Raw genomic sequence first — 18,481 nt, 5'->3', positions numbered from 1 at the left:
TTCATGTGAAATACGGATTTAAGAAAAGCATGTCTCGTGTGAGCCGATGCCTGGACAACCAACCTATTGAGCGATTTTGGGGTACCTACAAGTCAGAAAGCTATTATCTTACAAAGTATGATGCCTATGAAGATGTCCTCAAAGAGGTTAGCAAATACATTCACTACTACAATAATTACCGCTACACAGAATGTTTGAATGGCTTGTCACCTAACGAATACCGACGAGCTGCATAACGAAGATACCTCAGCTCTGGTAATACGAGTTGAGGTATCTTAAAGAACTATTTTTGTTTTTTAGACTGTCCACTTGACAGGGAGCACTTCAGAGCCGCGGGCGTCCCTTTTTTGTCCAAATCGCAATTTGTATTCTTCTCTCAACAAAAGATACCGATATTAAATGATATGTTACAACTATTTCAAAAAATTCCATTCGATGAGGATGTGGAGTCATGCGTATTAATAATTCTAGTCCTAGCGTTTATCACATTAACCAACGCAACAATCTATCAAACAACAAAGCGTTGTTTAAATCAACGCTTCTCATACAAACAGTTGAAAAAAAAGAAGACGAAGAAAAGAAGGACAAATCGGTAGAAAAAAAGGGGCAACTGGTTACAGCAAGGGAAGGCGCTTATATTAGACAGTATCTTGTTAATTCAGACGGATCAAAAGTTCTATTGAGTGAAACAAAACAAGCTGAGGACGAAGCTACAAGCACAGAAAACTATTCGCGGTTACTTTCCAACTCTAATAAGAATCAGAATATTGACGACGGAATGAGTAATAATTCAAAGGAAATAGTAAGTCTGTTAAATCAACAAATAGGTAATATAAACCATTAAAAGAAGAGCTGATTAGTAATTATAAGGAATAAGTTTTTTGGTTTAATGAAAATAAATGGCATTCCTTAGTTTTTTCTGGGAGGGTCCTTTTTTGTGTTGTGCATTTAATTCCACTTTGTATGCAGAACAGAATCCTGAATATATCTTGTTACCGCACTTCATACTTCGTTAAGTAGCCATTTGGAGAGTTTTCTCAAGATCTTTATCATTTAAAATCTTTATAAAAATACTGATCTTCCCTGGATCAGTATTTTTCATTGCGGAGGGTAGATTTATCGGGAATAGGTACAAGTTCTTGTCATCCGACAATATTGTCATTTGCCTTCTGTAAGAGGACAAGAACATGATCCTATAGCCACGAGCCTTGATTTGGTAAAGTTAAACCATTCCTATAGGCACTGAATATTTGCTAAATGACCTTAGGAAATAAGCTCCAAAACACAGTCAGGAGAAAATAGCAACGGGTGAAGCTGCCGAAGATCAAGAAGGAGGCGCACTATTTACACACACTCAATGACCCGACGACTGGCCTTCACCTTGCCAACATCATGAGCATATTCGCGAAAAGGCAATTGAGAAAAAAGTAAGAATAAGGGACATCAGAAGCATTAAAGACCATTAGAAAAGAAAAAAAGAGCAATCTTCAAAAAAAATAGACTCTATTATGACTGTGTAGAGTGACTATATGTGATAAAGCTCTAGCTGGGGATTATACATCCCATAGAATTGAATATCATTTGTGGTTATTTTTTTACAAAAAAACGCCTGTTAAAGAACATAAATAACGAAAATCAGCCTCAGTTTGATTGCATTCGATCTGAGGTTGATTTTCGTATGGCACAAAAGTACGTACTTTAAAGTGTGCACTTACTTTAAGGGAAGGGAACTTGGTGCTAACACAGATCCAATCTACGGAAAAACGGAATAGCCTGAATCCTCTGTCCAGCATGAAACAACTGAACCTTACGAATTATTTCAATATGCTTTTCTGGAATAATCCAGAATATCTGTTTATTGGTGAGGCACCTGGCAAAGACGGCTGCGTCCTAACCGGTGTCAAGTTTTCGTCAGAACGGTCTGCGATCGTTATTTGGGGTTCGGTCGAGACTTTAAGCTGCCCAGCCCATAGGTGATGTGGACTGTGTTTCCGCTACACCCCTTTGGAGAACTGAACTCCTAAGTGAGAGGAAGTGGATTGGAGAAAGGGATATTATACAATCCCGGCACGAAATTCCACGCTGTAGCCGGCTCCTCATCGCATCAGATTGTTTTACTTTCGGATGAAATCTTGCTAAAACATTTAAGGTCGGATGTCGTTTTGTTTACTTCTCCTAATGAAAAGGATCATGTTGTTGATGCTTTTCATTAGGAGAATATTGAATGCTGTATATAAAAATAGCTACAAAGATGTTTCTATGCATATTCGTGAGATGTGTCGACATAAGGAATCCATTCTTTTGTATTCTAACAAATCCGAGATGTCGGAGTGTTTGCTCCTGTCTTCGGGAGACAGCATTCCGCATTTGCCGGGGGTGAACCGATTGAACATGGAATTAAAAAACGAAGAGAACAGCCTGATACGGAATCATTAAGATGCGGGTACGGGACCATTTCATGCCAGGCGATACAGCTACGTGGGCGGATGTGGTGACGGTACTGCTGAGAATGTTGAATCTTAGGGAGTTGAATCGATTATGAAAGCTTTAATTATGAAGTATGTCTTTATTCTCACAAACGATTACTGACTTTTGGCGGACGCAATTTTTGAACGGAGACATCCTCTATACCGATGAAGTCTTTACTGTCGCCATCAACCCGAACCTGGATAAAGACAGGCGGGTTATGGTCCGGGAAACCACCGATTGCCGGGTTATGGCGGTCCTGATGCATGTTGATGGCCGATAAGGTAGGCCTTTATCAACGACAAGACCTGACTGAGAAGATCATTCGCCGAAAATTGAATGAAGCGAGAGTCACTCTGCATGGCGGAGATTATCTTTTTTATTTTTCAGAAGCCGATAAGAACGTCTTGCTGCAAGAAAACCTGAAAGGAGACTTGCACAGGTTAACCGAGCTAGATGAGGCGGCTTTCTCCGAGTTCGAATCCTGGCATATATGGAAGCTGAATTATTCCAAATTGTCATTGCGTACCTTTTCCCGTTCCTTTAAATATAGTAGCTCAAATCGATCATCATTTTGTTTATATAGTTCCGTGTCTGTGAGGCTAAAAGCAATAAGTAAGTCAATGATGTACCTGCGATATGCTTCGCCTTTGCCGTAACAAAATTTCACATCTTTTTCATGACCGTCAATCAAAAAGTATTTAAGGTCTTCGAAATTGTCCAGGCGCTTCTTAAAAAGATCGGTGAGCTCCTTCATTATTTTCTCGGTACGGATATGCGTATGTAATAGAAGAACGGAAGCCGCATTCCACCTTTTTATAAGCACGATTTATTTCGTCGTGTTATCAAATGATGAAAGGAGTAAAAAGTGCATTCTGGCGGGCTAATTGTCATTCAAACATGGCTTACAACGGAAGCGAAAGAATCTCCTGAATTCGGTAACAGTTTGCTTATCTCATTTTCAAATCTTGGAATTACGTTGTGAGCTTCCATTGGTGATTGGTTTATCTCTCAATGGGGGATACATCAGCTCATATGGAGTGGAATCATGATTAAAATTAAAGTTTTTAGTTCAAGATCCACATAAGACCCTTTTTTGAAGCCCAACAGGCGCTATTATATCGGCAGCCTGTTGGGCTAGATGTATTGTCAAGCCAAGTGTGGGAGCGGACCTCCTTGGGGCGCTGTTTTATCGATTTACCCACTCACCCATGGGCCGTTTTCTATTCTCTCAACAGTCGTGTTTGTGGAATACACTTGTGCAGAGTATCTGTTTTGAAAAACTATAAGTGATTCCTTTTTAAGGTTAATGTAAGGTTCCTTTAAAACTCGTGTAAAGTAAGAGCTTTATACTAGTCTTTGTACATACTCGAAGATCTACGATCATGATTAGGAACTTATCATTAGGAGGAGCAACATGAATAAACTTAAACATTGGAATACTAAACTACAGAAGTGTATGATTGCCGGCAGTCTTGTTGTCGCATTAAGTACAGGCCCTGTTTTCGGGACGGGGATAGCGATGGCTGCGAAACCAACGATTCAGAACGATTCGTTGCTAGAAGCCGATGCGGCTGTTCATCAGCTTGCACGCTATCAAGTAGACGCAAGGCTTGATGAGAAGAAGATGACGATTCACGGTACAGAAACTGTGACCTATCGAAACAACACGAAGGATATACTGGACAATATTGTATTTCACACTTTTGCAGATGCAAACCGTTCAAAGGAAACACAGTCGGGTATGTTCGAAAATTCAAATGAACGAATGGCAAAGGAAAATCCGGATAAGAAACCTGAAGATTTCTTGGGCGGCATTGACATTAACAATGTGAAGTCGTTAGGTCAACCCTTGAAGTTCGATAATACGAATCAGTCACTTAAGGTTGCATTGGGACAAGCATTGCAGCCCGGGCAATCTATCACACTGGAACTTGAATTCGACGTAAAAATTCCTTATGGCTCACAGCGGTTGTCCCATTACAAGAATATCATCAATGGCGCTCATTGGTTCCCAGTGCTTTCAGTCTATAATCCTGCAGATCATACGTGGGACAAAACTCCTTACAGCACTACATTTGAATCCGATTATTATGATTCTGCGGATTATCAGGTAACCATGAATGTACCCGCCGATTACCAGATCTCCATGCCTGGAACACTGACCGTACAGGATGCCGAAGCAGGCCGCAAGATGGTAACGGCCACTGCGAATAATACGAGAGAATTTGTCTTCTTCACGAGTCCGGATTTTAAAGTAGAAAGTGTTACACGAGATGGTCTAACCATACAATACTATTACTTTGATAATCAGAAAGACAAAAAACAGATTATCGATCAATATATTGATCAAGCGTTTAAAGTCATTAACTTCTTCAGCGAAAAATATGGTAAATATCCTTATCCGGAGTTCAGAATTGTTGAATCGTACGTTGAAGGGATCGCTGTTGAATTTTCACGAATGATTCAGATGGGCATGATCGAGGGTCAGCCAGATATTTCAAACCATTCAGCATTTGTCCATGAAATTGCGCATCAATGGTTCCACGCATTAATTGGAAATAATTCCGAGAAGGAATCATTTCTAGATGAAGGATTTGCTGATTTCTCTATGGTTTATTTCTATGAGAAACAAGGAAATCCGTTAAATGGATTCAAGGTGATTCAATTCGATGAAGTATCGTTGGATAGTCCGCTTGATGCGACCAATGATAAGGTTGGGGATTCTCCCGACGCCATTTTTTATAAAAAAGGCCGTCAAGCCATCTATGAGTTGTATCGTACGCTTGGCGAAGAGAAGTTTGATGAGTTGATGCAGACATATTTTGACCAGTATGTATACAAAAATGCGACGATCGAAGGACTGCTTCAGGTTGTTGAGAACAAAGCGGGCAAAAAGGTCAGAGATGATTGGGAAGCGGATTTACGCCAGCCTAATTATTCTTTGAAGTCTGAATATCGTCTAACAGCGGACGAGGAAGCCGCTTATATGTACGAGCAATTTAAATCAATATACCATTCGGTGTTTGTGCAGTTTCCAGAGGTTCCGTCTGAAACGATGAGCCGAATTATCGATAAAACGTTGCAGGGCGAGCCGCTAACGATTATCTTGAGCGACCGTTTGACATCGGACAAAGCAACAAAACAACAGGATCAACTGCTCAACCAGTTTCAAGGCTTCTTCCAAATAGCAGGAATAAAGCCAACGATTATAACGGAACGTCAAGTATTAAAAAACAAGCTTAAGAAGGAGCTAGGGGACAGTAATATCATTGTCATCGGCAAGCCGGATGCGAATGGGTTTGTACAAGCCTTGAAGTCCGGCATCATCAAGCGTGCTGATACAGTCGGTTTTAAATGGCAGCAAATCATGAATAAGTCTAATCAATCCGGAGCCTACATTATAAAACATCCGTATAACCAGAATCGTCTCATGTTGCATTATTTTTGGACAGGGGACCAAATGAGTGATCAGACGGAAGATCCATTTATGGCTAAAGCAATGGAATCATTGAATTTTTCAAACCATTTCTATCAATATTATGTTCTGAATAACGCAGGTAAGAGCAGCAGCGAAAAAAAGATCGAAAACCCGTATGCGAAACTATTTGCAGAATAATAAATCACAGGGCAGTCTTAGTCCCGAGGGAGTTCCACGATCGTTGATTTTGGAGAATTATATTTTTTTAACATACTAAGGATACAAACTTTTAAACGGGTGTACTTGTCTTATACCGTTCTTAGAATTTGCTAATATACTATATCAACCCCAGAAAAGAAGTGATATAGTTGACAAACAGTGATGTACGTCTTGCTCTATGGTCAGGTAACAATGGCAGCCAAAACGTAGTTTTCAAAGATTTTAACGGAGGATACATTTTTATCTTTGACTGTGCAGAGGAAGTATTGAAAATGGTAAACGAGTATCTCCTGCAATACTTTGTCTTTGATTTGAACGGATAAAACCTTGCCCTGTAGACCATGGCGAGCGGTAAAACTGTGAAGCCCGGATATTTTTATTAAGGTTATTTCGAGCTGGTGAGCTCACCGCCATTTATGTACCAACTCGAGATGATGAAGCGCTTGACGATCTCGTCCGAACCCGCTCATTACCGTTAGCGTCGCTGGGAAAAAAAATATCGGAATTGGCTAGATACAATTAAGTACGACAAACAAACCGCACACCAAGACATGTGGAAAGAGTATATTACGGCTATCTAAGGAAGAAGCAGCGTGACGTCTGCAACGACAAGAGAGGCCTAAAATCGTAGAAAGCCAGTAAAGGAACACAGTATCCTCTCATCAGCGTACTGCAATCTTTACGTGAATTTCTCTGGTACCGACTATTGTATCATTGAGCTTAAGGCAGTCTGTACACCGGAGATCAATATAGACCTCTCGTTGTAAGATGTCTCTCTGTTGTTAAGCGATGAAGTGAGCGGGGAGGGAAGTTAGTTGGCACAATTACATGCGGTGTCCGTAACGGAGCCGCTACCAGAGGATATATTCGAGCGTTTGCTCGTTTATCTTGATCCGCAGAAGCAGGCAAAAATCCGACGTTATTATCATTCTGCAGATGCGCTTCGGTCGATGGTGGCTGAACTGTTGGTACGAACTATGACTTGCAGCGGGTTGTCTCTGCTCAACGGGCAGTTGGAATTCCAATCGAACGAGTGGGGTAAACCGTACGTGGTGGGGATAGAGCATTATCATTATAACATTTCTCACGCGAGGGACTGGGTCGTTTGCGCAGTTGATTCCGAACCGGTTGGGGTGGATGTTGAGTATATCACTCCGATTGATTTGACGATAGCGGAGCGTTTTTTCTCACTTAATGAAGCGGATTATTTGGCGAGCCTACCGACGGTAGAGCAAATTGACCGATTTTTCGATTTCTGGACACTGAAAGAGAGCTATATCAAAGCGCAGGGCAAGGGACTATCGTGCACGCTAAATGCCTTTTCCTTTCGATTTGAGGAAAACAGCGAAATCAGATTGCAGACCACGCTTGATCATAAACGATGTTACTTTCGGCAATATCCGCTAGACCCGCGTTACAAACTGAGCCTGTGCCTGCATCGGAATGATTTTCCCGTCGAAGTAAAAGTGCTTTCTCTTCATGAACTCGTTCGCCAATTTCAGTTGTATTTGTAGCCGTCGGGTATATTTCAGGTGGTAAGACGGTGAACGTCTAATCCCGCACATATAGAAAACCGTCTTTTATTCATGAGTGAACTGTAACCCGAAAGATAGACACTTAATAAAAGTGCCCGTCTTTCGGGTTTTTGTGTTTTAATAATCATACTTAAGTGAAAGAGGTAACCATAGGTACAAGTTCTTGTCTTCTAACGGAACAAGTTCTTGTCCTCCGATGTCGGTGGACAAGAACATAGTCCCATAAGAGCCCGCGCCCAGCGCGGGTTTTCTGTTTTAAGGGACCAATTTGATGATTATCTAAATATGACGCTATGTTTAATCCTTGGACCTGAAATTACATAAGTGTTACTTCAAATGATGAACAGCTCTCTTTTTGCAGAATTCACAGCAATAAAGTTTAATCTTATCTAAAAACCTCTTCCATACGATAAGTTAATCTATGTGCACTTGGACAACCAGCTTTAACAAATTTGTCGAGTACCTTTAGTATCTTTATTAGTGATTGAAGACAAGCAGGATTATAGCGGAAGATAACACGATATTCTGCCAGATAACGCTCTACGAGTTTGACAAGTAGGTTCGATCCCATCGACTCAAATTGATATCTGCCATTTTGACCAGCATGTATTGTGCGAACTATACGCACGAAAACTTCAACCGGATCCACTGGTATTAAGAACTCTAGCGTTTGAAGCAAGTTGTGAGTGACCGCAGGAATAGAGAAATCAGCCAATTTATCTAGCACTTTATCTGCTTCAGCAAAGAAAACTTTTATATTATTAAAATCAGAAGGAACAGCATCTGAGTTTTCTGCATCAAGTTTTTTATCGTGAGCACCTGAGGAAAAGTATTTTCGCCAACTGTCGGAGAAGGATTCATTCAGTGCCCCGGATTCACCATGTATTCAAGATTGGATTTTTCTCGATCACTCCATGGGTCAATTTGTGGCCCACTACATCCAAATCACCGGAAAGCAGAGTAAAGATAGACCCATTTCCATCGCCGAAAACAATTTGAGTTCCATTCCAGAAGGCGTTGTTATAGGAAGTGTTGTAATGGACCGTGGAGCGGATCTGTAGCCCGTCGTTGTCCAGACTGTTGTGGCCAAAATGCTGGAGATAGTAGTCATAGGTTCTCTCAGCATTATAAAGCGTTATTAAAAATTTAGTAGCCGAAATATGGTACCCCTATCCGAAATTCGAGCCATATATAACAGAGATTTTATAGTTTATAATGTAATTCATAAAATCCATTTAATTACATTAAAGATTTTAGTTTGCAATAAAAAGCATTATACTTCATTTTATTCGCTTTACGGGAGTAAACTGAAGAGATGGGTAAAAATACAGCCGAGATAGCCGCGAAATATGGATTCGTTGATATAAACTATAAGTTGTATTATGGGTTAAGGACGTTTAATGCAGACGGTTATGCAGCACTTATCATCATTATATAACGTTGGGAGAAACGCAGCTTACATTACTTAAAAATGGATTAAAGGATGTCATTAAATGTTTTGTAGATGAAATTAATATTTATGATGCTAATAGTTTACAACTTGCACGAAAAACTTAGAAATGATTAATGCAACTCACTTCTTTCGGGGTTCATTGATGGAGGGAACACGCTCTCCTTCACTGAAATCATTGCTATACGAGAACTTAATAGATCGCCTTGCATGCTCTTTTACAAATAAAAATTATATATAGGATAGGTGAATAAAATGATTGATTTATTACAGTTACAAAAAAGAGTTTATCAGAATAAAATTGCGAAAGGATTTAATGTTACTGATATTTTTCAAGAATTTTGTTTTATATATGGTGAATTATCAGAAGCCTGCGAAGCTTATCTGAAAAAGAAAGACGATTTGGGTGAAGAATTGGCTGATGTTGCACTCTACTTAATAGGACTTTCGGAACTTCTAGGAATTAACTTGGAAGAAGAGATAATGCATAAAATGGAAAAAAACGAAAAAAGAAAATACGATAATAAAGATGGTGTTCTTACAAAAGTAAAAGAATAATATAAAGAATTTCACACAACACGAATTTAAGCAGCCGATCTATCTTTTTTTGATACTGGTTATGAGTAAAACAGTACAGAGCCAGTCGATAGCAAAGCGTTATCCCTTTCTATTTCATCCAATAATAAGAACCTAAGTTATTTATGTAAGCAAGTTTGTGTCACCAGACAATTCAGTGTGCGACAATGTAAGAGGACAAGAACATGATCCTATTGCCACGAGCCTTGATTTGGTAAAGTTAAACCATTCTATAGGCACTGAATATTTGCTAAATGACCTTAGGAAATAAGCGATCCGACGACTGGCCTTCACCTTGCCAAAATCCATAAGCAGTTGGCGGATAGCGACCATTTCATATTTCTCGTTGAGCATCATCTGGACGTGATCAAAACTGCCGACCTGTTATTAGTTTCAGAGAACAAAAACTTGTATCCTTAGCCGATTTTTTCGGGATCGGCAGACTGTTAAACTCCCATGAAAATTAACTCTACAATCACAGTAAAAGACAACAGTAAAGAATACGCAACACATACATTTTTTTTGGAAGATTGTGCACTTTAATTTTCGAATAGTTGAGATCAGATTTATTAATAACTTCGAGGGTGTAGGAGTGTCAGAAAGTTTACCTATTGGATTTGAAATGTTTCATACATCTATTAGTCTATTAGTCTATTAGTAACATCTGAAATGCGAAATAAGCTAATCTTTCCGATAAATTGTAGGATAATTCACGATGAACCGCATCATAAAGAGTGTGAAGTCGCTGAACTAACGAGGAAAGATAGTTGAATATCATGAGGGCTGCCGCTAAAAGGGCAGGTAAACCAAGAGTTTTCCAAGAGTTCTAGAAGGCAAATCTGGAATTAGTCAATACGATGAAGGGATAATGAACAAAGGAAAAAAATCCAATTATAAGAACCGCAATTACAATATGTAGTCGCGGTTCTTATTTTAAATAAACGGACATTTGAAAAATCGTAGAGAGAGAAGAACTTATATTTAAGTTGATTAATGAAATCATCATAAGATGTAAAACCACAGTTTTTTTATGCCCCCCAATAGTTATATGTGGAAGTAAAGACTGGCATATAGCCTGTATAAGGAACTGGAGCGACTCAGTAAAATCGTCCATCCTTAAAGCCCGATCTCAGAATGTTCATCACTCTCATGTTGCGCACTGAGGAGAAAATAAGCAGATTCTTGCGAATTGCCCCTTTGACGCGAGCTCCTTATCTGGTAAAGAAAGCATCCATATTACAGCCCTCAACGATTTCCCCCCAGAACAAACCGCTGACACAGTTTTGGGGTGAGTGCTTTGGCAACGGACCGACTGAACATCTGATTAATCAAAGTAAGGATAAGTCACTTCTCGGCATTCTACTCGATTGTAATCAAGCTACTGATCTACAGGGATACAGTTCCCAAATCATACCCGCAGCTACTTAGTGGTCCAAATTCCTAGTCATTTTCAACCTCTCATAGAGGAATATTTTGAGCAAGAGAATGGAGAAGAGGAAGCTATGTTTTCATGGACAAACGAAGGACAAGATGAGAATATAACCATTAACCTGCATTTGACTGGTTTATCAATTGATAATAACGATAAAAAAATTCAGATGTAATTACTTTAAATATAGAGAAAAAAAGAGAATGTGCCGAACGATTGTTACTTAGCCATTATCCTGAAGCATTAATAGATTTAATATACTATAAAACAAAACATGCATTCTTTAATGGATTGGACAGACACACCCAATTTGCGTAGCAGCAGAATGTGTGCCAGTTGGTAGACTCTTGATCCATGCCGTATATCCGATATAGATTATTGTCTGTATAAGCAGGCTCTAGAACACCTTTCTCTTCGAAATATCGAATTTGATGTACGGATACGTTCATCAATTTGGCTAATTCACTAATCGTAATTTCATGCTTCATCACGTTCACTCCTAAGATAATAGCTCGGAATATATCCAAGATATACCTTAGGTCAGACCTAAAGGTCAAGGCTATATCGATCGGCAAAACTTTATTTTTAGAATGAAACACAATGCAGGTTGACAAGATCAGACCACAATTGTACTATTTAAGTGCGACTACAGGTGTAGTCATAACTTGATTTTGGAGGGTTTAGGCATGACAAAAATACCACCCATCACGGATGCGGAGCTCGAGGTTATGCGCGTATTGTGGGCCAGTCCGAATTGTCCTTCCAGTGAGGTCGTCAAGCAATTGGCGGAACAAGTGGGGTGGAGCCCGAATACGACAAGGACGCTCCTGAACCGTCTAGTGCAGAAAGAAGCGGCGGGAACAACACAGGAAGAGGGTTCCAAACGGAACTTTTTGTTCTATCCACTCATCAGCGAACAAGAATATTTGAAGTCGGAGACCAAATCGTTCATGAAGAAACTGTATGGCGGCGCCTTGAAGCCCATGCTCGCTAATTTTTTGCAGGATAAAAAGCTGAACGAGAAAGAAATTGATGACTTGAAAGCTTTGTTTGACGAGAGTCGCAACAACGATGATCGATAAGAAAATTGATTAAAGGTAGAACCATTCAGCCTAACGTCGAACCGCCGCGTAAATCGCGGTTTTTTTATTAGTATAATTTCACAAAATTACCCAGCATACTATTATCAGACGATGTAACACCCCCTAAAGAAATACGAATCTATGTGAAGACCGGCATCGCCGATTTAATCTTCCACGACCTTGGACTGCTTCCAACGCCAGGTACACCGAAACCGGAACCTTGGGGTGGAAAAGTAACTAGTCTCAAAGCGCTGTCCAGCCTCAATCCGGTTTATGTCATCCTGTTGGCGGACAATAATCAGAACGTGCTAGAGCAGAGTAACATTTGGAGCAGTATGCAAGCCTTCAAATCCGGGAAGGTGTACCGGATGACGAGCAGACAGAATTGCAACGAAGCATTTTTGCCTTAGGCAAAAAGAAGCTGCTCGAGCAGATCCAGCCAGATCCTACAACAGCAATAACGAATCCGTCGTACGATCAAACTGCTCTCCGGAGGAGTTTTTTTTATTTCAGGGATACTCGAAAAAGGGTCCGATAAAATAGTGTTGACAATTTAAGACTACAACTGTAGTATTGATTTATAACTACACGTGTAGTTTTACAAAAAGGATCACAGGAAGGAGTTTTTCACATGAAAGCAGCATCAAAATTAGCCATCGCAACCCTCAGCAGTGTTCTACTATTGGGTTCATCGATGAACCTTGTGGTAGACGCGGCTTCTTCCAAGCCAACCCAGAAGTCGACGGCTAAAAAAGCAGCCGACCAAGCTCCAACGGCAGCGGAAAAAAAGGTGGTTGACGCAGAAATTAAGAGAGTGAAGGATTTGACCGCCAAGACAGGAGATACCTACGTCATGTATTATAAGTACAAGGCACTCAACAGCGGACTTGATCTTAACTACTGGGGGCTGACGAAGGAATACACTTCCTTTGCTGAATATCTCCAGAAAGCATCAACCTTAAAAGGCGTTGTCTTGCAAAAGCCCTCCAACCTGCCAGAAGGTTACACTTTCTCCAAAGCGAGAATCGGAGGACCCTTGGGAGGCAAGTTCATCGATGATTTAAGAGCCGAAGGGAAGAAGAGCGGCAAACCGGTCTTCACGAAAAAAATGGACTGGAAGGAAGCAGACGATATTCGCCTGGAATACACGAACGGGGAAGATACGCTTGCGATTACGAAGTTTGTGGTGGATGCGAAGGAAGGGAAGAAGAAAGGTTATTTTGACGATAACCTTCCGGCAAACATTTTCCCGAAATATATTTATTGGCAAGATGGCGGCAAATTCGCATACAGCCTTTCAACTTCATCCGATATCACCCGAGAACAGAAAATTGAAATTCTTAAAGCAGCGGTCAAGAAGTGATAGGTTGCCTCGAGCATGCGCAGCAGTTCGCCCATCCTATGCATTCTGCGCAAGGTAGATTTGGAGGTTGTATATATGAACCGAATACCATCCATAACGGATGCAGAGCTCGAAATTGTACGGGTATTGTGGCTAAATCCAGGTTGCTATTCTAGTGAAGTTGTTCAACAAATGAGGGATCGAATGGGCTGGAGCTCGAATACGACCCGAACGCTTCTTAGCCGACTGGTGCAAAAGGATGCGGCGGGCGTGAAGCTGGAGCAGAGTTCGAGGCGTATGCAATTATTTTATCCTCGGTTCAGCGAGCAAGAATATCAGCGTTCCGAGACTACTTCCTTCATGGAGAAGATGTATGGTGGTTCCATTATGCCGATGTTGGCTAATTTTCTCCAAGATAAGATGCTGAATTCGCAGGAAATTGAGGATTTGAAGACGTTATTCGACAATAACGGCAGAATTGGGGAACTAGAAAAGAGAGAATCCGAATGAGTCCAAGCTTATACGAAACTGTTGTGTCATTTTTCGGCTGGGTGATCCAGGGATCGTTCATGGCAGGCATTCTGGTCATGCTGATCTTGATTCTGCAATTCTTATTCCAAAACAAACTGGAAGCCAGATGGAAATATTTGCTCTGGATACCCGTGGCGATCCGCTTGCTACTTCCTTGGGCACCAGAGTCTTCTCTTAGCCTTTATAATGTATTGTCTCTGGAATCCTTCATGCCTGGCATTCACCAGCAAATGCAAGATCCATCGATAAGTGCAAGCGAGACAGGAGAACAAGTAAAGGGTTCTGTGGCGGAGAAACATGGAATTGTCGTTGGGATAACGGAATTAACCGCACCCATGGATACATCGGGAAGCAAGCCGGAGAGCCATTTCTGGTGGAATGAAATTACATCGATGGGCTTTGTTCCAGTCTTGGTACTGATCTGGCTTACAGGTGTACTGCTTCTCGTCGCGAAAACCATATACGATCAGCTGCGATTGAAACATGCTCTGCGCGCTGGTAGCCGTATAGAAACGCCTTTGTTATTGGCCTTGTTCCATGAGACACGGCAGCAGCTCGGCGTGAAGCGCAAAGTTGAATTTGTTTCCAGCGAGCGTATTCCCGGTCCGGCCGTCGTTGGGTTTTGTAAGCCGACAGTCGTCATCTCTCCACGTCTACTGATGTCGCTGCACGAAGGACAGCTTCAGTATATCTTGGCGCATGAATTCGCTCATGTCCGTCGCTGGGATGTAGCCGTGAATTGGATCATGCACTTGATTCTGATTCTCCATTGGTTCAACCCACTAGTATGGCTTGCAGTGAACAGAGCGCGACAAGATCAAGAGATGGCCTGTGATGCCTTCGTGCTGGATCGGATGAGACCACAGCAAAATAATGCGTATGGGCAGACGATCATCCAAGTGTTGGAACATTTCTCGGGAGACCATCGCCTGCCGGGACTTGCCGGCCTATCTGCGACACATAAACAAATGAAAAGGAGACTTATCATGATCAAACAATTCAATAAAAAATCATATCGCCTTTCTATCTTAGGGATGACAATCATTCTCGCGCTTGGCAGCGTGACGCTGGTCAATGCCAAGGAAAATGATGATGGGAACGCAACGATAGCTGTTTCGGTACAATCAGAAGCTGGGGATCGTCAATTAGATATCACCTATCCTGAGGAATTCAATGGGTCTAAGGTAGACCGTGCGTTGTATAAGCAAGAAATGGATAAAATGAATAAACTAGCGGCGGATGCAGCTAAGGCACTTCCTGCAGAGGATAAAAAATATATCGACGATGAAATCAATCGCGTGAAGGAATTGGTTAAAGAGACGGGTGACACATATGTCATCTATCATAAATATAAAGCGTTGAACAGCGGACTTAATCTTAGCTATTGGGGGCTGACGAAGGAATATGCTTCCTTTGATGAATATCTTCAGAAAGCAGCAACCTTAAGAGGCACTGTCTTGCAAGAGCCTTCCAACCTGCCAGAAGGCTACACTTTCTCCAAAGCGAGAATCGGAGGACCCTTGGGTGGTAAGTTCATCGATGATTTGAGAGCTGAAGGGAAGAAGAGCGGCAAGCCGGTCTTCACGAAAAAAATGGACTGGAAAGAAGCAGACGATATTCGCCTGGAATACACGAACGGGAAAGATACGCTTGCGATTACGAAGTATACTGTGGACGCTGATGGAAGCAAGAATAATGGATTTTTTGACGATGATTTACCGGCAAATGTTTTCCCGAAATACGTTTTTTGGCAAGATGGTGGTAAATTTGGATATAGCATTTCAACCTCATCGGATCTATCACGACAAGAGAAGATTGGAATTCTGAAAGCTGCAATTAAAAAATAACATCTCAAGGCAGGCGCCCATATCGCCCTAGAAATAGGGTCGATATGGTTTTTTTATGTTGGAACAATTGATATAAGTGAATGATTATCTTAGGAAATTGCTTATCATATAAAACGGAGGTGAGTAATGGGCAGTGGACGGCAACACTGTGGTTTGCTTCGATGGATGAAGTTACGAAGTCCGGATATGTCGGTGGACAAGAACATAGTCCCATTGATTATCTTGAGCGACCGTTTGACATCGGACAAAGCAACAAAACAACAGGATCAACTGCTCAACCAGTTTCAAGGCTTCTTCCAAATAGCAGGAATAAAGCCAACGATTATAACGGAACGTCAAGTATTAAAAAACAAGCTTAAGAAGGAGCTAGGGGACAGTAATATCATTGTCATCGGCAAGCCGGATGCGAATGGGTTTGTACAAGCCTTGAAGTCCGGCATCATCAAGCGTGCTGATACAGTCGGTTTTAAATGGCAGCAAATCATGAATAAGTCTAATCAATCCGGAGCCTACATTATAAAACATCCGTATAACCAGAATCGTCTCATGTTGCATTATTTTTGGACAGGGGACCAAATGAGTGATCAGACGGAAGATCCATTTATGGCTAAAGCAATGGAATCATTGAATTTTTCAAACCATTTCTATCAATATTATGTTCTGAATAACGCAGGTAAGAGCAGCAGCGAAAAAAAGATCGAAAACCCGTATGCGAAACTATTTGCAGAATAATAAATCACAGGGCAGTCTTAGTCCCGAGGGAGTTCCACGATCGTTGATTTTGGAGAATTATATTTTTTTGTTAACATAATAAGGATTCTCAGGAAAATGTAAAACCGCACAGCAGGGGAAAATCTGAAAAACAAACTTTTAAACGGGTGTATTTGTCTTATACCGTTCTTTGAATTTGCTAATGTATTATATCAACTCTAGAAAAGGAGTGATATAGTTGGCAAACAGTGATGTACGTCTTGCTCTATGGTCAGATAACAATGGCAGCCAAAACGTAGCGAACTTGGGTAATTTCAAGAACACCGGTTAATTTGGGCTTGCTCAAAGTTATCCGGTGTTCTTTTTTTATATTTACGAGCTTTAAAATTGGAAAAAATTCCGTGACTTTTAATTGACCACTAAAATGATTGTTGCACTAAGATTGTTAAAGGGAGATTCGTACATATGAATAATGCGAAAGGTGATCAGAAATAATCGAAAAAATGGATCGAAATTACAAAAAAAAACAACCTTAATATATCTAGGAAAAAACATTTGCTACATTCACATTTGAGGAGAAATCGCACCATTCCTGCTATTTAGTCCTTAAGAACCCGCGCCCAGCGCGGTTTTTGTATTTTGAGGGACCAGTTCTTGTCCTTGCTCGGGACAAGAACTTGGTCCCATTGCCGATTTAATATTCATCTAATTTGTTTTGCTGATATCAAACAATGGGGTGATGATGGATAAGTTTTTTTGTAATTATGATACCACGTAGAATAACGGTTTTATAAACGGCCAATCGTAACAAAGGAACTATTACTCCATAAACTGGCTACAATGTGGCAAAAAAACAAATACCCTAGTGTATTATGCCTGTAAACATAAAATAATTATATGAATGAACGTAGCCCTGGAATGACATCATAAGGAAGTAGTATACATCTCATTTTCCAGAGGAGGATATCTTTTATGGCTCACCAGAAGAGAAGGAAGGAAGCTGCCTGGAAGTCACGAAAGCAAGAACAGCATCCCCATGGTAAAATCAAATCGCTTAAGGGATTGTCCAGCGAATATGAAGATAAGAATACTACTTTTTAAGAGAAAGACTGTCGGAGAAATTTGCCGGCAGTCTTTCTGCAATAGGACTATTATTACCTGTACAAGGGGCACGGAGATGTGGTGCAGATGGTAGTTACAAGAGGCAACTCAGCCTGTCGTTTTTTTACTCTAAGGATCTCTGCCGTTAGTTTTTATTGGCATTGATAGAAAAATGTGTTGGAAAAAGTAATTAGGGGACATACATAAATATATGAACAATAATAATAATGTAACAAATGACATTAACGCTATTCCCTCGCTTGTACCAATCCAAGCGTCAGATTGATCGCTATAACCTAGACATAGACGCACAGGCTATACTCGTCGCGTCTAGGCTATGGCAGCGGGAGCCAAGCTTGGATATGCCGTGGAGATTCATTTCTCTAGATTCGGTTTATCAACAGGGCGCTATCGTTTTTTGGCAGACCTTGAAGATAACGATGGAGAAGAGTTGCCTTCGCAATTAGCGGAGAGTCTAGGGGTTATACGCAGGAGCCATTTCACGGCGCTTTTTTGCTCCTTCCTCCGTCAAAATGACCGATCTCTGACGGACATCGTCAAGTCGAAACCATTTTATTTAATTCGTTTGATTGCATCAATAAAATTGATTCAAGTGCTGTCTTTATTGATGAAATTAAAAATGTTATAGAGAATGAAACAATTAGTAAAGCAAGGGCCATAGCTAACTTTTCTTCTAATTACGCTTCCACCACTGATAAGAGCACCTACTGTTTTACTCCAAATTGGAAAAGCTATAACACAGTTAAAGTA

At 40.8% G+C, this 18,481-nt stretch carries 18 protein-coding genes and 4 pseudogenes; 18 read left to right on the top strand and 4 right to left on the bottom strand.

What is annotated here, in order from left to right; translation table 11 throughout:
• From L1028_RS26210 to L1028_RS26195, 4 genes are all read left to right on the top strand, one after another.
• Positions 1 to 236 (top strand): IS3 family transposase (locus tag L1028_RS26210; protein WP_234540910.1); only part of this gene is annotated, 236 nt, incomplete at its 5' end.
• A 215-nt stretch (positions 237 to 451) separates the two neighbouring features.
• Complete coding sequence (locus L1028_RS26205) at positions 452 to 844, top strand: hypothetical protein (RefSeq protein ID WP_234540909.1); 393 nt, start codon at positions 452 to 454, stop codon at positions 842 to 844.
• Between the two features lie 947 nt (positions 845 to 1,791).
• The gene (locus tag L1028_RS26200) at positions 1,792 to 1,977 is read left to right on the top strand and encodes a hypothetical protein (RefSeq protein WP_234540908.1); all 186 of its coding nucleotides are present in this window, start codon (positions 1,792 to 1,794) and stop codon (positions 1,975 to 1,977) included.
• A 583-nt stretch (positions 1,978 to 2,560) separates the two neighbouring features.
• Positions 2,561 to 2,749 carry a hypothetical protein gene (locus tag L1028_RS26195; protein WP_234540907.1) on the top strand — a complete coding sequence of 63 codons (189 nt, stop codon included), beginning with the start codon at positions 2,561 to 2,563 and terminating at the stop codon, positions 2,747 to 2,749.
• A 222-nt stretch (positions 2,750 to 2,971) separates the two neighbouring features.
• Here L1028_RS26195 and L1028_RS26190 read toward each other — a convergent pair whose 3' ends face one another.
• Positions 2,972 to 3,292, bottom strand: coding sequence for a hypothetical protein (locus tag L1028_RS26190; RefSeq protein ID WP_234540906.1), 321 nt, complete (start codon positions 3,290 to 3,292; stop codon positions 2,972 to 2,974).
• A 42-nt stretch (positions 3,293 to 3,334) separates the two neighbouring features.
• Here L1028_RS26190 and L1028_RS26185 point away from each other — a divergent pair.
• The 4 genes and pseudogenes from L1028_RS26185 to L1028_RS26170 form a co-directional block, all read left to right on the top strand.
• Positions 3,335 to 3,553, top strand: a pseudogene (locus tag L1028_RS26185) (MFS transporter); the annotation flags it as partial.
• A gap of 330 nt (positions 3,554 to 3,883) precedes the next feature.
• Positions 3,884 to 6,085 carry a M1 family metallopeptidase gene (locus L1028_RS26180; RefSeq protein ID WP_234540905.1) on the top strand — a complete coding sequence of 734 codons (2,202 nt, stop codon included), beginning with the start codon at positions 3,884 to 3,886 and terminating at the stop codon, positions 6,083 to 6,085.
• A 170-nt stretch (positions 6,086 to 6,255) separates the two neighbouring features.
• Complete coding sequence (locus L1028_RS26175) at positions 6,256 to 6,429, top strand: hypothetical protein (protein ID WP_234540904.1); 174 nt, start codon at positions 6,256 to 6,258, stop codon at positions 6,427 to 6,429.
• 492 nt (positions 6,430 to 6,921) lie between these two features.
• A complete protein-coding gene (locus tag L1028_RS26170) occupies positions 6,922 to 7,620 on the top strand; it encodes a 4'-phosphopantetheinyl transferase family protein (RefSeq protein WP_234540903.1) in 699 nt (232 codons plus the stop codon).
• 406 nt (positions 7,621 to 8,026) lie between these two features.
• Here the strand turns inward: L1028_RS26170 and L1028_RS26165 are convergent, their stop codons facing one another.
• Together L1028_RS26165 and L1028_RS26160 are read right to left on the bottom strand one after the other, a co-directional pair.
• Positions 8,027 to 8,368 carry a hypothetical protein gene (locus L1028_RS26165; protein ID WP_234540913.1) on the bottom strand — a complete coding sequence of 114 codons (342 nt, stop codon included), beginning with the start codon at positions 8,366 to 8,368 and terminating at the stop codon, positions 8,027 to 8,029.
• Positions 8,369 to 8,485: 117 nt separating this feature from the next.
• Positions 8,486 to 8,765: pseudogene (locus L1028_RS26160) on the bottom strand (peptidase M4 family protein); the annotation flags it as partial.
• A 581-nt stretch (positions 8,766 to 9,346) separates the two neighbouring features.
• Here L1028_RS26160 and L1028_RS26155 point away from each other — a divergent pair.
• Both L1028_RS26155 and L1028_RS26150 read left to right on the top strand, forming a co-directional pair.
• Positions 9,347 to 9,649 carry a MazG-like family protein gene (locus L1028_RS26155; protein WP_234540902.1) on the top strand — a complete coding sequence of 101 codons (303 nt, stop codon included), beginning with the start codon at positions 9,347 to 9,349 and terminating at the stop codon, positions 9,647 to 9,649.
• A gap of 1,445 nt (positions 9,650 to 11,094) precedes the next feature.
• Complete coding sequence (locus L1028_RS26150) at positions 11,095 to 11,271, top strand: YcdB/YcdC domain-containing protein (RefSeq protein ID WP_234540900.1); 177 nt, start codon at positions 11,095 to 11,097, stop codon at positions 11,269 to 11,271.
• A gap of 98 nt (positions 11,272 to 11,369) precedes the next feature.
• Here the strand turns inward: L1028_RS26150 and L1028_RS26145 are convergent.
• Positions 11,370 to 11,584: pseudogene (locus tag L1028_RS26145) on the bottom strand (MerR family transcriptional regulator); the annotation flags it as partial.
• Positions 11,585 to 11,782: 198 nt separating this feature from the next.
• Between L1028_RS26145 and L1028_RS26140 the strand changes: the two are divergent.
• From L1028_RS26140 to L1028_RS26105, 8 genes and pseudogenes are all read left to right on the top strand, one after another.
• On the top strand, positions 11,783 to 12,178 hold the full coding sequence (locus L1028_RS26140; RefSeq protein ID WP_234540899.1) for a BlaI/MecI/CopY family transcriptional regulator: 396 nt from the start codon (positions 11,783 to 11,785) through the stop codon (positions 12,176 to 12,178).
• A gap of 143 nt (positions 12,179 to 12,321) precedes the next feature.
• The gene (locus L1028_RS26135; protein WP_234540898.1) at positions 12,322 to 12,588 is read left to right on the top strand and encodes a TroA family protein; all 267 of its coding nucleotides are present in this window, start codon (positions 12,322 to 12,324) and stop codon (positions 12,586 to 12,588) included.
• Positions 12,589 to 12,809: 221 nt separating this feature from the next.
• Positions 12,810 to 13,541, top strand: a complete 732-nt coding sequence (locus L1028_RS26130) for a hypothetical protein (RefSeq protein WP_234540897.1) — start codon at positions 12,810 to 12,812, stop codon at positions 13,539 to 13,541.
• A gap of 75 nt (positions 13,542 to 13,616) precedes the next feature.
• Positions 13,617 to 14,030 (top strand): BlaI/MecI/CopY family transcriptional regulator, encoded by a 414-nt coding sequence (locus L1028_RS26125; protein ID WP_234540896.1) that lies wholly within the window; start codon positions 13,617 to 13,619, stop codon positions 14,028 to 14,030.
• Positions 14,027 to 15,898, top strand: coding sequence for a M56 family metallopeptidase (locus tag L1028_RS26120; RefSeq protein ID WP_234540895.1), 1,872 nt, complete (start codon positions 14,027 to 14,029; stop codon positions 15,896 to 15,898). Before L1028_RS26125 ends, L1028_RS26120 begins: the two co-directional genes overlap by 4 nt.
• A gap of 126 nt (positions 15,899 to 16,024) precedes the next feature.
• Entirely contained in the window at positions 16,025 to 16,630 is a 606-nt protein-coding gene (locus L1028_RS26115; protein ID WP_234540894.1) for a hypothetical protein, read from the top strand.
• Between the two features lie 951 nt (positions 16,631 to 17,581).
• Entirely contained in the window at positions 17,582 to 17,710 is a 129-nt protein-coding gene (locus L1028_RS26110; RefSeq protein ID WP_234540893.1) for a DUF6254 family protein, read from the top strand.
• A 211-nt stretch (positions 17,711 to 17,921) separates the two neighbouring features.
• Positions 17,922 to 18,200 (top strand): annotated as a pseudogene (locus L1028_RS26105) (MarR family transcriptional regulator); the annotation flags it as partial.
• Positions 18,201 to 18,481 lie beyond the last annotated feature (281 nt).

Source organism: Paenibacillus pseudetheri (assembly GCF_924513355.1).
GTDB lineage: Bacteria > Bacillota > Bacilli > Paenibacillales > Paenibacillaceae > Paenibacillus_AQ > Paenibacillus_AQ pseudetheri.
This window is presented reverse-complemented; position numbering and strand designations above follow the sequence as displayed.

Excerpts from the sequence above, each read along its gene's own strand:
- L1028_RS26155 (WP_234540902.1), top strand. The coding sequence starts at position 9,347 with ATGATTGATTTATTACAGTTACAAAAAAGAGTTTATCAGAATAAAATT.
- L1028_RS26125 (WP_234540896.1), top strand. The coding sequence starts at position 13,617 with ATGAACCGAATACCATCCATAACGGATGCAGAGCTCGAAATTGTACGG.
- L1028_RS26180 (WP_234540905.1), top strand. The coding sequence starts at position 3,884 with ATGAATAAACTTAAACATTGGAATACTAAACTACAGAAGTGTATGATT.
- L1028_RS26110 (WP_234540893.1), top strand. The coding sequence starts at position 17,582 with ATGGCTCACCAGAAGAGAAGGAAGGAAGCTGCCTGGAAGTCACGAAAG.
- L1028_RS26115 (WP_234540894.1), top strand. The coding sequence starts at position 16,025 with ATGGGCAGTGGACGGCAACACTGTGGTTTGCTTCGATGGATGAAGTTA.
- L1028_RS26140 (WP_234540899.1), top strand. The coding sequence starts at position 11,783 with ATGACAAAAATACCACCCATCACGGATGCGGAGCTCGAGGTTATGCGC.
- L1028_RS26195 (WP_234540907.1), top strand. The coding sequence starts at position 2,561 with ATGTCTTTATTCTCACAAACGATTACTGACTTTTGGCGGACGCAATTT.
- L1028_RS26120 (WP_234540895.1), top strand. The coding sequence starts at position 14,027 with ATGAGTCCAAGCTTATACGAAACTGTTGTGTCATTTTTCGGCTGGGTG.
- L1028_RS26200 (WP_234540908.1), top strand. The coding sequence starts at position 1,792 with ATGAAACAACTGAACCTTACGAATTATTTCAATATGCTTTTCTGGAAT.
- L1028_RS26205 (WP_234540909.1), top strand. The coding sequence starts at position 452 with ATGCGTATTAATAATTCTAGTCCTAGCGTTTATCACATTAACCAACGC.
- L1028_RS26130 (WP_234540897.1), top strand. The coding sequence starts at position 12,810 with ATGAAAGCAGCATCAAAATTAGCCATCGCAACCCTCAGCAGTGTTCTA.